This is a genomic window from Mycobacterium paragordonae (assembly GCF_003614435.1).
Classification (GTDB): domain Bacteria; phylum Actinomycetota; class Actinomycetes; order Mycobacteriales; family Mycobacteriaceae; genus Mycobacterium; species Mycobacterium paragordonae.
Map to the genome: position 1 here is coordinate 1,151,409 of NZ_CP025546.1, position 16,048 is coordinate 1,167,456.

The 16,048-nt window shown below is 67.9% G+C and carries 14 protein-coding genes; 7 read left to right on the forward strand and 7 right to left on the reverse strand.

Annotation, left to right across the window (positions count from 1 at the left end):
* Positions 1-86: 86 nt before the first annotated feature.
* From mmaA2 to C0J29_RS05390, 6 genes are all read right to left on the reverse strand, one after another.
* Positions 87-950: a cyclopropane mycolic acid synthase MmaA2 gene (gene mmaA2 / locus C0J29_RS05365; protein ID WP_065044476.1), complete on the reverse strand. Its 864-nt coding sequence runs from the start codon at positions 948-950 to the stop codon at positions 87-89.
* 140 nt (positions 951-1,090) lie between these two features.
* Complete coding sequence (locus C0J29_RS05370) at positions 1,091-1,951, reverse strand: cyclopropane mycolic acid synthase family methyltransferase (RefSeq protein WP_120791718.1); 861 nt, start codon at positions 1,949-1,951, stop codon at positions 1,091-1,093.
* 86 nt (positions 1,952-2,037) lie between these two features.
* Positions 2,038-2,943, reverse strand: coding sequence for an alpha/beta fold hydrolase (locus C0J29_RS05375; protein ID WP_065044474.1), 906 nt, complete (start codon positions 2,941-2,943; stop codon positions 2,038-2,040).
* Positions 2,944-2,947: 4 nt separating this feature from the next.
* Positions 2,948-4,303 carry an ABC1 kinase family protein gene (locus C0J29_RS05380; RefSeq protein ID WP_065044473.1) on the reverse strand — a complete coding sequence of 452 codons (1,356 nt, stop codon included), beginning with the start codon at positions 4,301-4,303 and terminating at the stop codon, positions 2,948-2,950.
* Between the two features lie 95 nt (positions 4,304-4,398).
* Positions 4,399-4,992 (reverse strand): DinB family protein, encoded by a 594-nt coding sequence (locus tag C0J29_RS05385; RefSeq protein WP_065165008.1) that lies wholly within the window; start codon positions 4,990-4,992, stop codon positions 4,399-4,401.
* A 2-nt stretch (positions 4,993-4,994) separates the two neighbouring features.
* Positions 4,995-5,528 (reverse strand): DinB family protein, encoded by a 534-nt coding sequence (locus tag C0J29_RS05390; protein WP_120791719.1) that lies wholly within the window; start codon positions 5,526-5,528, stop codon positions 4,995-4,997.
* Between the two features lie 63 nt (positions 5,529-5,591).
* Between C0J29_RS05390 and C0J29_RS05395 the strand changes: the two genes are divergently transcribed.
* The 6 genes from C0J29_RS05395 to rplL all read left to right on the forward strand — a co-directional run bounded on the left by C0J29_RS05395 (position 5,592) and on the right by rplL (position 13,644).
* Positions 5,592-6,551 carry a helix-turn-helix transcriptional regulator gene (locus C0J29_RS05395; RefSeq protein ID WP_120791720.1) on the forward strand — a complete coding sequence of 320 codons (960 nt, stop codon included), beginning with the start codon at positions 5,592-5,594 and terminating at the stop codon, positions 6,549-6,551.
* A gap of 9 nt (positions 6,552-6,560) precedes the next feature.
* The gene (locus C0J29_RS05400) at positions 6,561-10,745 is read left to right on the forward strand and encodes a glycoside hydrolase family 38 N-terminal domain-containing protein (RefSeq protein WP_120791721.1); all 4,185 of its coding nucleotides are present in this window, start codon (positions 6,561-6,563) and stop codon (positions 10,743-10,745) included.
* A complete protein-coding gene (locus tag C0J29_RS05405; protein WP_120791722.1) occupies positions 10,742-11,359 on the forward strand; it encodes a DUF7158 domain-containing protein in 618 nt (205 codons plus the stop codon). The genes C0J29_RS05400 and C0J29_RS05405 overlap by 4 nt, the downstream gene beginning before the upstream one ends.
* Complete coding sequence (locus tag C0J29_RS05410; RefSeq protein WP_120791723.1) at positions 11,359-12,282, forward strand: ROK family protein; 924 nt, start codon at positions 11,359-11,361, stop codon at positions 12,280-12,282. Before C0J29_RS05405 ends, C0J29_RS05410 begins: the two co-directional genes overlap by 1 nt.
* A 341-nt stretch (positions 12,283-12,623) precedes the next feature.
* Positions 12,624-13,205, forward strand: a complete 582-nt coding sequence (rplJ, locus tag C0J29_RS05415) for a 50S ribosomal protein L10 (RefSeq protein WP_065165189.1) — start codon at positions 12,624-12,626, stop codon at positions 13,203-13,205.
* A gap of 46 nt (positions 13,206-13,251) precedes the next feature.
* Positions 13,252-13,644, forward strand: a complete 393-nt coding sequence (rplL, locus tag C0J29_RS05420; RefSeq protein ID WP_055578857.1) for a 50S ribosomal protein L7/L12 — start codon at positions 13,252-13,254, stop codon at positions 13,642-13,644.
* Positions 13,645-13,717: 73 nt separating this feature from the next.
* On the opposite strand, the gene C0J29_RS05425 is transcribed toward rplL, so the two are convergent.
* On the reverse strand, positions 13,718-14,398 hold the full coding sequence (locus C0J29_RS05425) for a TetR/AcrR family transcriptional regulator (RefSeq protein ID WP_120794569.1): 681 nt from the start codon (positions 14,396-14,398) through the stop codon (positions 13,718-13,720).
* Positions 14,399-14,481: 83 nt separating this feature from the next.
* Between C0J29_RS05425 and C0J29_RS05430 the strand changes: the two genes are divergently transcribed.
* Entirely contained in the window at positions 14,482-16,011 is a 1,530-nt protein-coding gene (locus C0J29_RS05430) for a carotenoid oxygenase family protein (protein WP_120791724.1), read from the forward strand.
* Positions 16,012-16,048 lie beyond the last annotated feature (37 nt).

Below are 16,048 nucleotides of genomic sequence, written 5' to 3' on the forward strand. Positions count from 1 at the left end.
GCGTGGACGCGTCGCTCGCATTTGAACTCACCGATACCGGGATTATTTGGAAGGCGACCTCATACGTCACTCTGGTCGCCTTTCCTCTACTTCGCCAGCGTGAATTGGTTGACGTCGATGTAGCCGGTACGGAACGAATCCGCGCACCCGGTCAGGTACTTCATGTAGCGCTCGTAGACCTCTTCGGACTGGATCTCGATCGCTTCGTCCTTCCGCGACTCCAGCGCCGCGGCCCACAGGTCGAGCGTCCGGGCATAGTGCGGCTGCAGCGACTGGCGACGGGTCAGAGTGAAGCCGCCCTTCGCGGAGTGCTCCTCCACCTTCTCGATCGACGGCAACCGACCGCCCGGGAAGATCTCGGTCATGATGAACTTGGCGAAGCGGGCGCCCTCGAACGTCAACGGCATGCCGCGCTCGGCCATCTGCGTACCGGTCAGAGCCGTGATGGTGTGCAGCAGCATCACGCCGTCGGCCGGCAGCAGCTTGTGCGCCAACGCGAAGAAGTCGTCGTAGCGGTCGTGCCCGAAGTGCTCGAACGCACCGATCGACACGATACGGTCGACGGGCTCGTCGAACTGTTCCCAGCCTTCCAGCAGCACGCGCCGGGTGCGCTCGGTGTCCATCTGGTCGAAGGTCTGCTGCACGTGCGCAGCCTGGTTCTTGGACAGGGTCAGTCCGACGACGTTGACGTCGTACTTCTCGATGGCCCGGCGCATCGTCGCGCCCCACCCGCAGCCGACGTCCAGCAGCGTCATGCCGGCCTGCAGGCCCAGCTTGCCCAGCGCCAGGTCGATCTTGGCGATCTGCGCCTCTTCCAGCGTCATGTCCTCGCGTTCGAAGTACGCGCAGCTGTACGTCTGGGTCGGATCCAGAAACAGCCGGAAGAAATCGTCGGACAGGTCGTAATGTGCCTGCACATCATCAAAGTGCGGCTTCAGCTTCGCAGCCATAGGTATTGCCTTTCCGGGTCACCCGGGACCCACGATCACATGCGTCGTCGCATCCCCCCGTGCATGCCGAAAGCATGTTATCGGACGCGGCGCGCCATTACTAAACCGCGACAGCGTCTTCGCTGTTCAGCGGCTATTTGTCACTTAGTCAGCGTGTATTGCGCGACGTTGGACAGGCCCTTTCGGAACAGGTTCGCGCAGCCCGTCAGATACCGCATGAAACGGTCGTAGATCTCTTCCGACTGAATAGCGATCGCCTGCTCGCGATTGGCTTCCAGATTCGCCGCCCACATGTCCAGAGTGCGTGCGTAATGGGGCTGCAGATATTGAATTTCGCCGACCGAGAATCCGCTGTTCTTGGCGTTGTCGATGATGTCGACCTCACCGCACATGCCGCCGCCGGGGAAGATTTCGGTCGCCAGGAAGCGGAAGAAGCGCAGGTCGCTCATGGTCACCGTGATGCCGTGGTCGCGCCAGTATGTCTGCTCGTGGGTGAAGATGCTGTGCAGCAGCATCGAGCCGTCATTGGGCAGGATTTCGTAGGAGCGGTCGAAGAACGCGGGCCAGCGCTCCTTCTTGAAGGCGTCGAAGGCCTCGAAGCTGACGATCCGGTCGACCTTTTCGTTGAACTCTTCCCAGCCTTGCAGCCGCGCCTCGGCGCGCCGCGTGGTGGGGATCGCCGCCAGCCGGGCCTTGCTGCGCAGGTAGTGGTTGCGGCTGAGCGTGATGCCGATGACGTTGACGTCGTACTTCTCAACCGCGCGGACAACCGCGCCGCCCCATCCGCAGCCGACGTCGAGCACCGTCATGCCCGGTTCCAGGTTCAGCTTGCCCAGGGCCAGGTCCAATTTCGCGAGCTGGGCTTCTTCGAGGGTCATGTCGTCGCGCTCGAAGTAAGCGCACGTGTACACCATGTTGGGGTCGAGGAACAGCGCGAAGAAGTCATCAGAAATGTCGTACGTCGCTTGCGACTCTTCGTAATACGGTCTCAGTTCGGCCATATCGGACCACCTCCAGCGCACACCGTTGCGTCTCTCGTATTTGCGTAATACCCCCCGACGGGCATCACGGGCCGTCGGCTATCGGTTTAACCGGCGGCAGCGAAGTTGCTAGTCAGCTCACCAATGACGCGACTCCACAACTGCTTGGGCAGATCATGTCCCATACCGTCGACCAATACCAATCGGGCACCGTTGATCGCCTTGGCGACCGCCCGGCCGCCGAAGGGGCGCATAAGTTTATCCGCTTTGCCGTGGATGACGACAGTCGGGGCGGTGATGCGCCGGTCGTAATGCAGCAGGCTGCCGCTGCCCATGATGGCGCTGAACTGCTGGGAGATGCCCCACGGGTGGTAGTTGCGGTCGTAGGCTTCGGCGGCGTCGGCGCGCATCTGTTCCTCGGGCGTCGGGTACTGCGGGCTGCCGATGATTTTGTTGACCCGGACGGAGTTGTCGATGATCACCTCGCGCGGCGAACTGGGTGGCGGGCCCTTGATCAGCGACAGCAGCGCGCGCGGCGCCGGCGGCGGCAGGAACCGGTGGTTATTGCTGGAGAAGATCACCGCCAGCGTCTGGGTTCGTTCCGCGTACTGCGCGGCAAAGACCTGCGCGATCATGCCGCCCATCGATGCCCCGACGATGTGGGCCCCTTCGATGCCGAGGTGATCGAGCAGGGCCGCGGCGTCGTCGGCCATGTCTTCCAGCTTGTAGGCCGAACGGCTGGGCAAACCGAGGAACGAGCGCGCCATCCGCGTGGGCAGGGGCTGGGGGTCACGGTGGCGCTCGGTCTTGCTGGACAGCCCGACGTCGCGGTTGTCGTAGCGGATCACCCGTAGGCCGCGACGGACGAGTTGCTCGCAGAACTCGGTGCGCCACAGCAGCATCTGGGCGCCCAGGCCCATGATGAGCAGCACGGGCGGATGGTCGGGATCGCCCATGTCCTCGTAAAACAGCTTCAGATCACCCGATACCGCGGTGCCACTGCGAACTTCCACTTACCTACACCTCGTTGGTTTGCGCGTCGGATTGATGCTCGCGGCTGACCTCGACCATGAAGTTGGCGAAGTAGCCGGTGAGCTGCGGGTCCGACATCATCTGCCACTTGGGCGCCAGCAGCTTCATGTACCGCTCGACGTAGAGGAACTGTTTGCCGATCAGCACCAGCTCCCGGGGCAGCTTGACGTCGTAGGCGTCGGCCAGTGCCGACAGCTGGCGGCCGATGTCGGCGTAGGACATGTCGCCCAGCGACTGCATGGTCAGCGGAGTCGCGAACTTCTCCAGGTCCTTGGCTGCTTCGGCTTCCGGCTTCATGGTCCCGACGGCGCCCATCAGCACCACGATCTTGCCCGCGGCAGCGTGGTCCTTCTTGACCAGCAGGGCGTACACCAGTTCGCGCAGCAGCCAGCGGGTGCGCGGGTCGATGCGGCCCATGATCCCGAAGTCGAAGAACACGATGCGGCCCTCGTCGTCGACATAGAGGTTGCCGGCGTGCAGGTCGCCATGGAACAGCCCGTGCCGCAGCCCACCCTCGAAAACGCTGAACAGCAGCGCCTTGACGAGCTCGGTGCCGTCGAAGCCGGCTTTGCGAATGGCCGCGACGTTGTCGATCCGGATGCCTTGCACCCGTTCCATCGTCAGGACCCGCTCACTGGTGAAGTTCCAGTGCACCTGCGGCACCCGGATGTTCTTGCCCAGCGGAGACGCGTGCAGGTGCGAGACCCAGGCGTCCATCGACTGTGCTTCCAGCCGGAAGTCCAGTTCCTCGGCAAGGTTGTCGGAGAAGTCGGCGACCACATCCTGTGCGGACAGCCGGCGACCGAGCTTGGCCAGCTCGACGGCCTGGGCGAAGCGCTGCAGGATTTGCAGGTCGGCGGCCACCCGTCGCCGGATACCCGGTCGCTGGATTTTGACGACGACGTCCTCGCCGGTCTTGAGCGTCGCGTAATGCACCTGGGCGATCGACGCCGAGGCGAAAGGGGTCTCTTCGAAGGTCGCGAACAGGTTGGCCGGGTCGTCGCCGAGTTCCTCGATGAGCAGCTTGTGCACCGCGTCGGTATCGGCCGGCGGCACCCTGTCGAGCAGACCGCGGAATTCGCGGGACAACGACTCGCCGAACGCGCCGGGGCTGGACGCGATGATCTGTCCGAATTTCACATACGTCGGGCCCAGGTCCGCGAAGGTCTGCGGAATTTCTTTGATGACCTTCTGTTGCCAGGGACCCTTGCCCGGAAGGTTGCTGAGCACACGAGCGGCGGTGCGGGTGACCTGCCAACCGGTGACAGCTACCCGGGCCGCTTCGACCGGTAGCGGCACCCGGTCGAGCTTGGCCACATCGCGGTGTTTAGTGGAACTCATTTCTGCAGTCTGCCAAATCGGGGGAGCCGATTCACAATTTGCGTGAGCCGCCTCACCCGACGCAAAAGCGCGGCCAAGGGTGGATGTGCGCCTGCCTATTCGGGTTGCCAGGGCGTCAGCCAGGGCTCCGGCTCCCACTTCTCCTGGCCGGCGATCAGCTCATACATGGTGGCCCCGTCGATGCTTTCCCGGACGATGTCGGCATGCCCGGCATGGCGGGCCAGTTCGTTGATGACGTGCAGGAAGACCCAGCGCACCGACCAGGCTTCGACGTCGCTGGGAAACCAAGGGGCGTCTCGCGGAACCGGCACCGCGGCGGCGAGGTCAGCGGTGTCGGCCAGCCGCAGCGTCTGCGCGTTCTGCGCGGTGAACGCCTCCAGCAACCCGCCCAAGGTTTCACCGGGCAGCATCGTGAACTCGTTCGCGTACTGCGCGGAGCGTTCCTCGAACGAGCGCGGGTCCGTCGGCGGCGCGTCCGGCGCGGCGGCCACCCTGGTCATCCACGTCCGCTGCATACCGGTGACGTGCTTGATCAGGCCGCCGATCGACAGGGCGCTGGCCGACGGAGCCGATCGGGCCTGTTCGTCGGTGAGGCCGTAGGACACCGCGAAGTAGGCGCTCTGGTGGTAGGCGAGGAACTCGCGCAGCGCGTTGCGTTCGCCGGTGACCGGAGGGGCGAGGGCAGGCATGGTCAGTCCTTTCGGGTGTGCAGTTGATGGTGCAGGTAAAGGTCGCGCAGACAAGCGATCTCAGCGCCGTGATGGATCGCTTCCCGGTTGATGTGCAGGACCAATTCGCTCAGTGCGTACTCGGCGTATGGCCCCTCGGCCGGGCCGCACGGCCGGTTGAGGTCCGCGGCGGACAGCCCCCGAACACCCGTGATCCATGCCGCATACTCCTCGTCGAGTTGCCGCAGGGCGGTCGCGGCGTCGGTGGCGTAGTGCCAATTTTGGTAGTCGGCGGGTGGGCCGCCGAAGTGGTGATGGTTGCGCATCGCGAACACGCCGACGATCACATGGGCCAGTCGCCAGGCGATGGTGGTGAAGGGTGTCGGGCTGGGGCTGGGATATGCGAAGTCCACCGACCCGTTCGGGTGCACGGTCCAGCAGTCGGGCACCGGTTGCCAGAAGTATTCGTCGTCGGTCAGGCCGTCCAGGCGGGGGCGCAGCTGCGTGTTCCAGTGCCAGTCGAGCTGGTCGGCCAGTTGAGTCGTCAGGTCTGCCATGACTGCGACCCTTCCAGCAATAGCGGACAGTTTCAGTCCTAAAGGTGCGGCAGACTTGTGGGCATGTCGGCGACCACGAGCCGGGTGCTGCAGCTGCTGGGTTTGCTGCAGTCGCGCCGGGTGTGGACCGGGCAGGAACTGGCCCGGCAGCTGTCGGTGACCGGCCGCAGTGTGCGGCGCGACATTGAGCGCCTGCGCGAATTGGGTTATCCGGTGGAAGCCAGCAAGGGCTCCGGTGGGGGCTACCGGCTCGGCGCCGGCGCGGCGCTGCCGCCGCTGCTGCTCGATCCCGAGGAGGCGGTGGCCGTGGCGGTGTGCCTGCGGCTCGCCGCCGGAGGCAGTGTGGCCGGGGTCGGCGAATCCGCCTTGCGGGCGCTCAGCAAGCTGGATCAGGTGCTACCGGCCCGGCTGCGCTCGCAGGTCGCCGCGCTGCACGAGGCGACTGTCACGCTCGCACCGGAATCGGTGGACACCCCGGTGGACCCGGACACGCTGATTACACTGGCCAGGGCGTGCCGGGATCATGAGCACGTCGTCACCGACTACACCGCCCGTGACGGTGCCCCCAGCCGGCGTCGGCTGGAGCCTTATCAGCTGGTGACTACCGGCCGGCGCTGGTACCTGCTGGCCTACGACCGCGACCGGACCGACTGGCGCACCCTGCGACTGGACCGGATGAGCGCGACGCGGGCAGCGGGCAGCACCTTCGTGCCACGGCCGGCGCCCGATGCACGCGAATTCCTCCGTCACGCGATCAGCGCCGCGCCCTACCGGTACGTGGCCAGGGTGCGCTATGAGGTGCCGGCGTCCGTCGTCGCGCGTCACTTCTCGCCACAGTCGATGACCGTCGAACCCGACGGGGGCGGGGCGTGCATCGTGACGGCGGGCGGGGACGACCCGCAGCGGATGGTGTTGCACTTCGCGATGGTGGGAGCGGAGTTCGAGGTGCTGGAGCCCGCCGAGGTGCAGGCGGCGGCGCGTGCGGTGGGCAAACGTCTTCGTCGCGCGGCCGGGGCACCGTAAGGTGCGGTCATGCAACTGGTTTCGGCCGCATCGACCGAGCTGTTCGTAGGCCCGCCGGACCAGCCGCTGCAACTGGTCCGGGTCGCCCTGGCCGGGTGCACCGAGCCGACGACGCTGCGGGTGGACGGCGACGGTCTGCTCGGGGAGGGGATCGTCACCGCCGGCCAGGAGACAGTCGAGGTGCCGGTGACGGTGCACCGGCCCGGGGTTGGCGATCGTCGCGCCGCCCGAGTGCACGCCGGCGAGGGCCGCCTGGATTTCGAGTTCGTGGTCGCCGAACCTGGCTGGACGATGTTCATGGTCAGCCACTTCCACTACGACCCGGTCTGGTGGAACACCCAGGCGGCGTACACCAGCGAGTGGCGCGAAGACCCGCCCGGGCGCGCCCGTCAGACCAACGGCTTCGAGTTGGTGCATGCCCACCTGGAGATGGCGCGCCGCGAACCGGAGTACAAATTCGTGCTCGCCGAGGTCGACTACCTCAAGCCGTACTGGGACACCCACCCCGAGGACCGCGCCGACCTGCGCCGGTTCCTGGCGCAGGGCCGGCTCGAGGTGATGGGCGGCACCTACAACGAGCCCAACACCAACCTCACTAGCCCCGAGACGACGATCCGAAACCTGGTGCACGGCATCGGATTTCAGCGTGACGTACTCGGCGCCGACCCGGCCACCGCATGGCAGCTCGACGTCTTCGGGCACGACCCGCAGTTCCCGGGGATGGCCGCCGACGCCGGGTTGACGTCGAGTTCGTGGGCCCGCGGGCCGCACCACCAGTGGGGTCCCGCGTCGGGCGGCTCCGAGGGTGGTGGTGTCGACCGAATGCAGTTCCGCAGCGAGTTCGAGTGGATCTCGCCGTCCGGCCGGGGCTTGCTCACCCACTACATGCCCGCGCACTACTCGGCGGGCTGGTGGATGGATTCGTCGACCACGCTCGCCGAGGCCGAGGAAGCCACCTACGCGCTGTTCGACCAACTGAAAAAGGTTGCGCTGACCCGCAACGTACTGCTGCCGGTGGGCACCGACTACACGCCGCCGAACAAATGGGTCACCGAGATCCACCGCGACTGGGCAGCGCGCTACACGTGGCCGCGATTCGTGTGCGGGCTGCCGCGGGAGTTCTTCGCAGCGGTACGCGACGAACTCGCCGAACGTTCCGCCATCGCGTCCCCGCAGACCCGCGACATGAACCCGATCTACACCGGCAAGGACGTGTCCTACATCGACACCAAGCAGGCCAACCGCGCCACCGAGAACGCGGTGCTGGACGCCGAGCGCTTCGCGGTGTTCGCCGGCGTGCTGACCGGGGCGCGATACCCGCAGGCCGCGTTCGCCAAGGCATGGGTGCAGCTGGCATATGGCGCTCACCACGACGCCATCACCGGCTCGGAATCCGACCAGGTGTATCTCGATCTGCTGACCGGCTGGCGCGATGCGTGGGAGCTGGGCGGCACCTGCCGCGACAACGCGCTGCGGGTGCTGTCCGGTCTGGTGGCGGCCGCGGACCACTCGGTGGTGGTGTGGAACCCCGTGACCCAGTTGCGCAGCGATGTGGTCACGGTCCGGTTGGAGCCGCCGCTTGGCGCCGGCGTGCGGGTGCTTGACTCGGACGGCGCCGAGGTGCCCGCACACGTCGAGCACGACGGGCGGTCGGTGACGTGGCAGGCCGAAGACGTGCCGTCGCTGGGCTGGCGGGCCTACCGGCTGCTCCCGGCCGACCGCGCCGCGGGATGGCAGCCGATCGCCGGGACTCAGATCGGCAATGAGTACTACCGGCTCACCGTCGACCCGCGCCGCGGCGGAGCGGTGGACTCGCTCACCCGGGCCGGCCGAGAGCTGATCGCCGCCGGCCGGGTGGGCAACGAGCTCGCGGTCTATGAGGAGTACCCGTCGCACCCGACCCAGGGAGAGGGCCCCTGGCATCTGCTTCCGCGCGGGCCGGTGGTGTGCAGCTCGGAGTCTTCGGCCACCGTCCAGGCGTTTCGCGGACCACTCGGTGAGCGGCTGGTGGTTCGCGGCCGCATCGGCGATCTGCTGCGCTACACCCAGACCCTGACGTTGTGGCGCGATACCGACCGCGTCGACTGCCGCACCACCATCGACGATTTCGTCGGGGAAGACCGGTTGGTGCGGCTGCGCTGGCCATGCCCGGTGCCCGGGGCCATGCCGGTCAGCGAGGTCGGGGACGCGGTCGTCGGGCGCGGTTTCGCGTTGCTCCATGACGGTGATCAGTCCGTGGACACCGGCGAGCACCTGTGGACGCTGGACAACCCGGCCTACGGCTGGTTCGGGTTGTCCTCGGCCGTCCGGGTCCGCCTCGGCATTAATACCCGGGCGATATCGGTAGCCGAGGTAGTGGCGCCGTCGGAGTCGGCGACGGGGCCGATGGTCCGCGACCTCATGGGCGCGCTGGTCCGCGCCGGGGTGACGGCCACCTGCAGTGGCGCCGAAAAGCCGCGCTACGGCCACCTCGACGTCGACTCCAACCTGCCGGACGCCCGCATGGCGCTGGGCGGACCCGACCGCAATGCGTTCACCAAGGCGGTGCTTGACGGCGCCGACCCGGCCTACGCCGACGAACTGCAGCGCCAGCTGACCGAGACCGGCCAGGCCCGGGTCTGGGTGCCGGCAGCGACGCAACTGCCCGCCGTCTGGGTTCCCGATGCCGACCTGCGAGCCCCGAACGCGCTGCCGGTGCTGATCATCGACGGCGCGGGCGCACGGAAACTGGCCGCCGCCATCGCGGCCGTCGCCAAGGACCTCGAAGACGCGGAAATCGTTGTTGCACAGCAGGTTTCGTCTGGATCCGATCCCTTCGAGGATTACACCGTCGCCCTGCTCAACCGCGGCGTGCCGAGCTTCGCGGTCGAGACCGACGGCACCCTGCACACCGCGCTGATGCGGTCGTGCACCGGTTGGCCATCCGGAACCTGGATCGACGAACCGCGCCGCACGGCGCCCGACGGCTCCAATTTCCAGCTCCAGCACTGGACCCACGACTTTGACTACGCGCTGATCTGCGGTGACGGCGACTGGCGTCGAATCAGACTTCCGGCCCGCAGCGCGCAGTTCTCCAATCCGCTGCTCGCGATTACCCCGCGAGAGCAACATGGTGCGCTGCCGGCCCTCGGATCCCTATTGCATGTCGAGCCGGCCGACACCGTGCAATTGGGTGCGCTGAAGGCCGCCGGTAACCCGATGGCGGCCGGCAGCGCGCAAGCCGTCGCACCGGGTGACGTCGCGCTGCGACTGGTGGAAACGACCGGCGCCGCCACCCGTGTCGTCCTTGGCTCGGACCTGGGCACGCTACGCGGGCTCGCGCAGGCGAACCTGCTGGAGAAAGCCGAACGCCGCAAACGCCTCATCGAGCTGCACGGCTACCAGGTGGCGACCGTGCTGGCGGTCCTCGATGTCGCCGGACTTCGCGACGACCCGGTCCAGCTGGCACCCGACGCCGAACCGGCCCAGCCGCTCTATGCCCGCTATTGGCTGCACAATCGCGGTCCCGCCCCCCTGGGTGGGTTGCCCGCGGTCGCCCACCTGCATCCCCCGCAGGTCAGTGTCGACACCGGCGTGGACCTGCGCGAGGTGACGTTGCGCCTGACGGTGGCCAGCGACTGCACCGACACCGCACTCGACGGCACTGTGGAAGTGGTGTGCCCGGACGGCTGGTCGGTCGCTCCGGTGGGGTCGCCGTTCACGCTGCAGGCCGGCGAGCATCTGGAAACCGACGTCGTCCTGGGTATTCCGGGCCACGCACCGGCGGGGCGATACCCGGTGCGAGCCCAGTTGCGGGTCACCGGGTCCGACGTCCCGGATGCATGGCGGCAGGTAATCGAAGACGTCACGTTCGTGGACGTCGGGGAGTGCGCCGATGACGTCGTGTATCTCGTCGACGGTCCCGCCGACATCACGCTGGCTGCGGGCGCCGCGACGCGGCTATCCGTGATGATCGGCAGCCGTGCCCGTGCCGACCTCGCGGTCGAAGCTCACCTGATCAGCCCCTGGGGAACCTGGGAGTGGATGGGACCGGCCGTGCTGGGCGCCGACCTGCCTGCTCAGGGCAGCGTGGAACTCGCCTTCGACGTCAGGCCGCCGCTCTGGCTGGACCCGGGTCAGTGGTGGGCGCTGGTCCGGGTCGGCTGCGCCGGCCGACTGATCTACTCGCCCGCGGTGAAAGTGACGGTGACATGAGTTCTGAGTGGGTGGCGACAGTAGCCGGTGCGCCGGTCGCCGTCGCCGAAGTCGACGTCCGCGAGGCGGGGTTGCGCGGCGGTCCGCACGCCAACGCGCTGCCCGGCCCCGGCACCAGCGAGGGCCGCCAGCTGCGGCGGTGGCTGACGCAGCTGCTCGTGACCGAGCGGGTGATCGCCGCCGAGGCGGCCACCCGCGGCCTCGACGGCGCCGGCGCCCCGGCCGAGGACGACCTGCTGCCCGACGTGACGGCCCGGCTCGAGATCGGCAGCATCGCGGCGGCGGCACTGGCCGACCCGCGGGCACGGGCCCTGTTCGCCGACGTCACCGCCGGGGTCCGGATCGGCGCCCACGACGTCGCGGCGTATCACGCCCGCAACCCGCTGCGGTTCGCTCGCGCCGATGTCACGAGCCATGGCTGGCGTGTCCCCCCGGACGCCGCGCCGCCGCTGGAGGAAGTGCGATCCGCCATAAATGCACATCTGCTGGCAGCGGCGCGCCGGCGAGCCTTCCGCGTCTGGCTGGACGCCCGCCGGGCCGCCCTGGTACAGCTGGCACCCGGCTACGAACATCCCGGCGACCCACGCCAACCCGACAACACCCACCGACACTGATGCTCACCCTCTGCCTCGACATCGGCGGCACCAAGATCGCCGCCGGCCTCGCCGACCCCGCCGCCCTCGCCGACCCGACCCGCACGCTGGTCTACAACGCCACCTGTCCCACTCCCGCCGGCGCTGGGGCCGAACAGGTTTGGGACGCGGTCGCCGCCATGGTCGCCGACGCGGTGCGTGCGGCCGGGGGGACGGTAGCGGCGGTGGGCATCGCCTCGGCCGGGCCCGTCGACCTGGCCACCGGCAGCGTGAGCCCGGTCAATATCGCGGCCTGGCGCGGGTTTCCGCTGCGCGACCGAGTGGCGGCCGCGGTGCCGGGCGTACCGGTCCGGCTGGGCGGCGACGGCGTGTGCATGGCACTGGGGGAGCACTGGATGGGAGCCGGCCGCGGCGCCGGATTTCTGCTGGGCATGGTCGTCTCCACCGGCGTCGGTGGCGGCCTGGTGCTCGACGGTGTGCCCTACACGGGCCGCACCGGCAACGCCGGCCACGTGGGCCACGTGGTGGTCGACCCGGACGGATCACCGTGCGCGTGCGGTGGCCGCGGCTGCGTGGAGACGATCGCGTCGGGCCCTTCGATGACGCGCTGGGCTCGGGCCAACGGGTGGTCTGCGCCGCCAGGCGCCGGGGCACGGGAACTGTCCCAGGCGGCGGCGGGCGGAGATGCGGTGGCACTGCACGCGTTCGCGCGGGGCACCCGCGCGCTGGCCGCGATGATCGCCTCGGTGGGCGCGGTATGCGACCTGGACCTCGTCGTCATCGGCGGCGGGGTGGCCAAATCCGGCGGCCTGCTGTTCGACCCGTTGCGGGCGGCGCTGACCGAATACGCGCGGCTGAATTTCTTGTCCGGCCTGCGGGTGGTGCCGGCCGAACTCGGCGGCGACGCCGGACTGATCGGCGCGGCGCGCCTGGCCGGACTGTAGGCCGGCTGTCCGGCGGCCTAAGCCAGAGCCGAGCGTGAATTCCACGACGAGACACGCCGTTGGTGCGTCGTGACATTCACGCTCGGGGATAGCAGCTCGCACTCACGCCAGGCCTCGTTTTGGCTGATCGCGCGGGCCCACGCTATTGTGGTGCCCGATCCACCAAAGACCGTCGGTCACCGAGCAATCGGTTGAAGGTCCGGGAACATCCCCGGCGGCCCACGCAGGAGGACGAGGCATCATCGCCGGCGCGCGCGCCGGTGCATTTCACGCCCCGGCCGCATCCTGCGCCGGGGCGTTCGTCGTTCCTCCGGTGGCCACCACATTTGCAGGAGGTATGCATGGCCAGGGCTGACAAGGCCACCGCCGTCGCAGACATCACAGAGCACTTCAAGGCCTCGACGGCGACGGTCATCACCGAGTACCGCGGCCTGTCCGTGGCGAACCTGGCCGAGCTGCGCCGGTCGCTGGGGGAGTCGACCACCTACGCGGTGGCCAAGAACACCCTCATCAAGCGGGCGGCGTCCGAGGCCGGCATCGAAGGCCTCGACGAGTTGTTCGCCGGCCCGACGGCGATCGCGTTCGTCACCGGCGAGCCGGTCGACGCGGCCAAGGCCCTGAAGACTTTCGCCAAGGAGCACAAGGCGCTGGTCATCAAGGGCGGCTACATGGACGGCCACCCGCTGACCGTCGCCGAAGTCGAGCGCATCGCGGACCTGGAAACCCGCGAGGTGCTGCTGGCCAAGCTGGCCGGCGCAATGAAGGGCAACCTCGCCAAGGCTGCCGGGCTGTTCAACGCACCCGCGTCGCAGATGGCCCGCCTGCTGGCTGCCCTCCAGGAGAAGAAGGGCACGGAAGCCCCCGCGACCACCGCGGCTCCTGCCGCCGAGGCCGCTGAGGCAACCCCCGAAGCCGCCGAATAACCCCCCACAAACCCGAGAAACTGAAGAAACTCAGGAGGAAAACACCATGGCAAAGATCTCCAGCGACGACCTGCTCGACGCTTTCAAGGAAATGACCCTGTTGGAGCTGTCGGACTTCGTCAAGAAGTTCGAGGAGACCTTTGAGGTCACCGCGGCCGCTCCGGTCGCCGTCGCCGCCGCCGGCGGTGGCGGTGGCGGTGCTCCCGCCGAGGCCGCCGAGGAGCAGTCGGAGTTTGACGTGATCCTCGAGGGCGCCGGCGAGAAGAAGATCGGCGTCATCAAGGTGGTGCGTGAGATCGTCTCCGGCCTGGGCCTCAAGGAGGCCAAGGACCTGGTCGACAGCGCCCCCAAGCCGCTGCTCGAGAAGGTCTCCAAGGAGGCCGCCGACGAGGCCAAGGGCAAGCTCGAGGCCGCCGGCGCCAGCGTCACCGTCAAGTAGTCATTGCGCCAGCAATGGCGCAAAAGCCCCCGGAGCCCACGGGCACCGGGGGCTTTTGCGTGCCCGGTCGCACTCAGCGCGCCGCGATCAGCGCCTGCCGCGACTGGTGCACGCGTTCCGGTGAATCACCCAGCGCGACAAGAAGATTGGTGGTCATCCCGGCGAGCACAGGTAACAGGGCGGACCCGTCTTCGCCGTAGAACCCGGCCAGCTCCAGCATCACGAAGCCATGGATCAGCGCCCAGAACTGGGCGGCTGTCGCCACCACGGCGGCGTCGTCATCGCCGGCCGAAGCCGTGATCCGGCCGGCGAGCATCGAGCGGTGTACGGCGTGCACGACGCGGGCGAAGCTGGTGTCTTGCTGCTCGATCTCGTCCAGGGTCAGCGTCAGGACGTTGCCGGCCGGGGCATTGATGCCGTGCGCGCTGGTGCTGCCGAACATCAACCGGTACATGTGCGGTCGTTCGATCGCGTAGCGCCGGTAGGCGGCGCCCACGGCCATCAGGTCGGCCACCGGATCGTCGGTCTCCGGCACCGTCAGCGCCGCGCCGAATTGCCGCAGACCCTCTTCCGCGACCGCGGCGATGAGTTCACGCATGCCGCCGAAGTGGGTGTAGACGGCCATCGTCGACGTTCCCGCGGCACTGGCCACCTTGCGGGTCTGCAGCGCGTCGGGTCCGTGGTCGTTGAGCAGTCCCACGGCGGCGTGCAGCAAGTCGTCGCGGACACTGCGCGGGGTCGGGTCGGGAGTCATCTCGCCAAACAATATTGCCATCTTTCGATCTCCAGCGTACCGTTCGAATAACGCTGAAATAACAATGTTATAGGAGCTCAGACATGACGGTGACGCAGACGGCCGAAATCCGGAACCCCTACCTCGAGGACTTTCTGGCACCGGTGGCCGCCGAAGTCACCGCCACTGACCTGCAGGTCACCGGGCGGATTCCCGAGCATCTGGACGGGCGCTACCTGCGCAACGGGCCCAACCCGGCCGCGGAGGTGAACCCGGCCACCTATCACTGGTTCAGCGGTGACGGGATGGTGCACGGGGTGTCGCTGCAGGACGGGCAGGCCCGCTGGTACCGCAACCGCTGGGTACGTAGCGCGACGGTGGCGGCCAAACTCGGCGAACCGGCGCCCGCCCGGTTGGACCCCCGGGCCGGCATGCTGGCTCTGGGCGCCAACACCAGCGTGCTGGCCCACGCGGGGCGCACTCTGGCGCTGGTGGAGGGCGGCGTCGCCAACTACGAACTCACCGAAGAACTCGACACCATCGGCACCTGCGACTTCGACGGGACGCTGTACGGCGGCTACACCGCCCACCCGCACCGGGACCCGCACACCGGCGAACTGCACGCCGTCTCCTACTCCTTCGCCCGCGGGCGAACGGTCCAGTATTCGGTGATCGACACCCAGGGACGGGCCCGTCGCACCGTCGACATCAAGGTGAGCGGATCGCCGATGATGCACGACTTCTCCCTCACGGATAAATATGTCGTCATCTACGACCTGCCGGTCACCTTCGACCCGGGGCAGGTACTGCCGGTCAAGATTCCGCGGTGGATGAGCGTCCCGGCTCAGCTGGTGATGCAGTCGCTGGTGGGGCGCGTGCGGGTGCCGAGTCCGATCGCCGCCCGGCTGAACAGCAACCCGAAGCCGACCGACCGCATGCCCTACGCGTGGAACCCGTCGTATCCCGCGCGCATCGGGGTGATGCCGCGTGAGGGCTCCAACCGCGACGTGCGGTGGTTCGACATCGAACCCTGCTACGTCTACCACCCGCTCAACGCCTACTCCGAAACCCGCAACGGCTCCGAAGTCCTGGTACTGGATGTGGTGAGTTACGCCCGGATGTTCGATCGCGACCGGCGCGGCCCCGGAGACACCCAGCCGATGCTGGAACGCTGGACCATCAACCTCGCCACCGGAGCGGTGTCGACCGAACGCCGCGACGACCGGCCACAGGAGTTCCCCCGGATCAACGAGACGCTGACCGGCGCCCGGCACCGGTTCGGCTACGCCGTCGGAGTCGACGACGGCTATCTCGCCCAGCAGGAGGGGACGCCGATGGTGACCGCCCTGTACAAGCACGACTATGTGACCGGTTCCAGTGAGATTGCTCCGCTTGACCCCGAACTTGTCATCGGCGAGATGTCATTCGTCCCCAACCCCGCGGCCGGCGCCGAAGGCGCGGCAGAAGACCCGGCAGAAGATGACGGCGTCCTGATGGGGTACGGGTACCACCGCGGCCGCGACGAGGGTCAGTTGCTGCTGCTGGACGCCCAGACGCTGGAATCGGTCGCCACCGTCCACCTGCCCCAGCGGGTACCGATGGGATTCCACGGCAATTGGGCTCCGGCGGGCTGACAGGCTGCTCGGGCCGTCCCGCAGATTGTTATCTTTG

Excerpts from the sequence above, each read along its gene's own strand:
- mmaA2 (WP_065044476.1), bottom strand. The coding sequence starts at position 950 with ATGGCTGCGAAGCTGAAGCCGCACTTTGATGATGTGCAGGCACATTAC.
- C0J29_RS05370 (WP_120791718.1), bottom strand. The coding sequence starts at position 1,951 with ATGGCCGAACTGAGACCGTATTACGAAGAGTCGCAAGCGACGTACGAC.
- C0J29_RS05380 (WP_065044473.1), bottom strand. The coding sequence starts at position 4,303 with ATGAGTTCCACTAAACACCGCGATGTGGCCAAGCTCGACCGGGTGCCG.
- C0J29_RS05385 (WP_065165008.1), bottom strand. The coding sequence starts at position 4,992 with ATGCCTGCCCTCGCCCCTCCGGTCACCGGCGAACGCAACGCGCTGCGC.
- C0J29_RS05390 (WP_120791719.1), bottom strand. The coding sequence starts at position 5,528 with ATGGCAGACCTGACGACTCAACTGGCCGACCAGCTCGACTGGCACTGG.
- C0J29_RS05395 (WP_120791720.1), top strand. The coding sequence starts at position 5,592 with ATGTCGGCGACCACGAGCCGGGTGCTGCAGCTGCTGGGTTTGCTGCAG.
- C0J29_RS05400 (WP_120791721.1), top strand. The coding sequence starts at position 6,561 with ATGCAACTGGTTTCGGCCGCATCGACCGAGCTGTTCGTAGGCCCGCCG.
- C0J29_RS05405 (WP_120791722.1), top strand. The coding sequence starts at position 10,742 with ATGAGTTCTGAGTGGGTGGCGACAGTAGCCGGTGCGCCGGTCGCCGTC.
- C0J29_RS05410 (WP_120791723.1), top strand. The coding sequence starts at position 11,359 with ATGCTCACCCTCTGCCTCGACATCGGCGGCACCAAGATCGCCGCCGGC.
- rplJ (WP_065165189.1), top strand. The coding sequence starts at position 12,624 with ATGGCCAGGGCTGACAAGGCCACCGCCGTCGCAGACATCACAGAGCAC.
- rplL (WP_055578857.1), top strand. The coding sequence starts at position 13,252 with ATGGCAAAGATCTCCAGCGACGACCTGCTCGACGCTTTCAAGGAAATG.
- C0J29_RS05425 (WP_120794569.1), bottom strand. The coding sequence starts at position 14,398 with ATGACTCCCGACCCGACCCCGCGCAGTGTCCGCGACGACTTGCTGCAC.
- C0J29_RS05430 (WP_120791724.1), top strand. The coding sequence starts at position 14,482 with ATGACGGTGACGCAGACGGCCGAAATCCGGAACCCCTACCTCGAGGAC.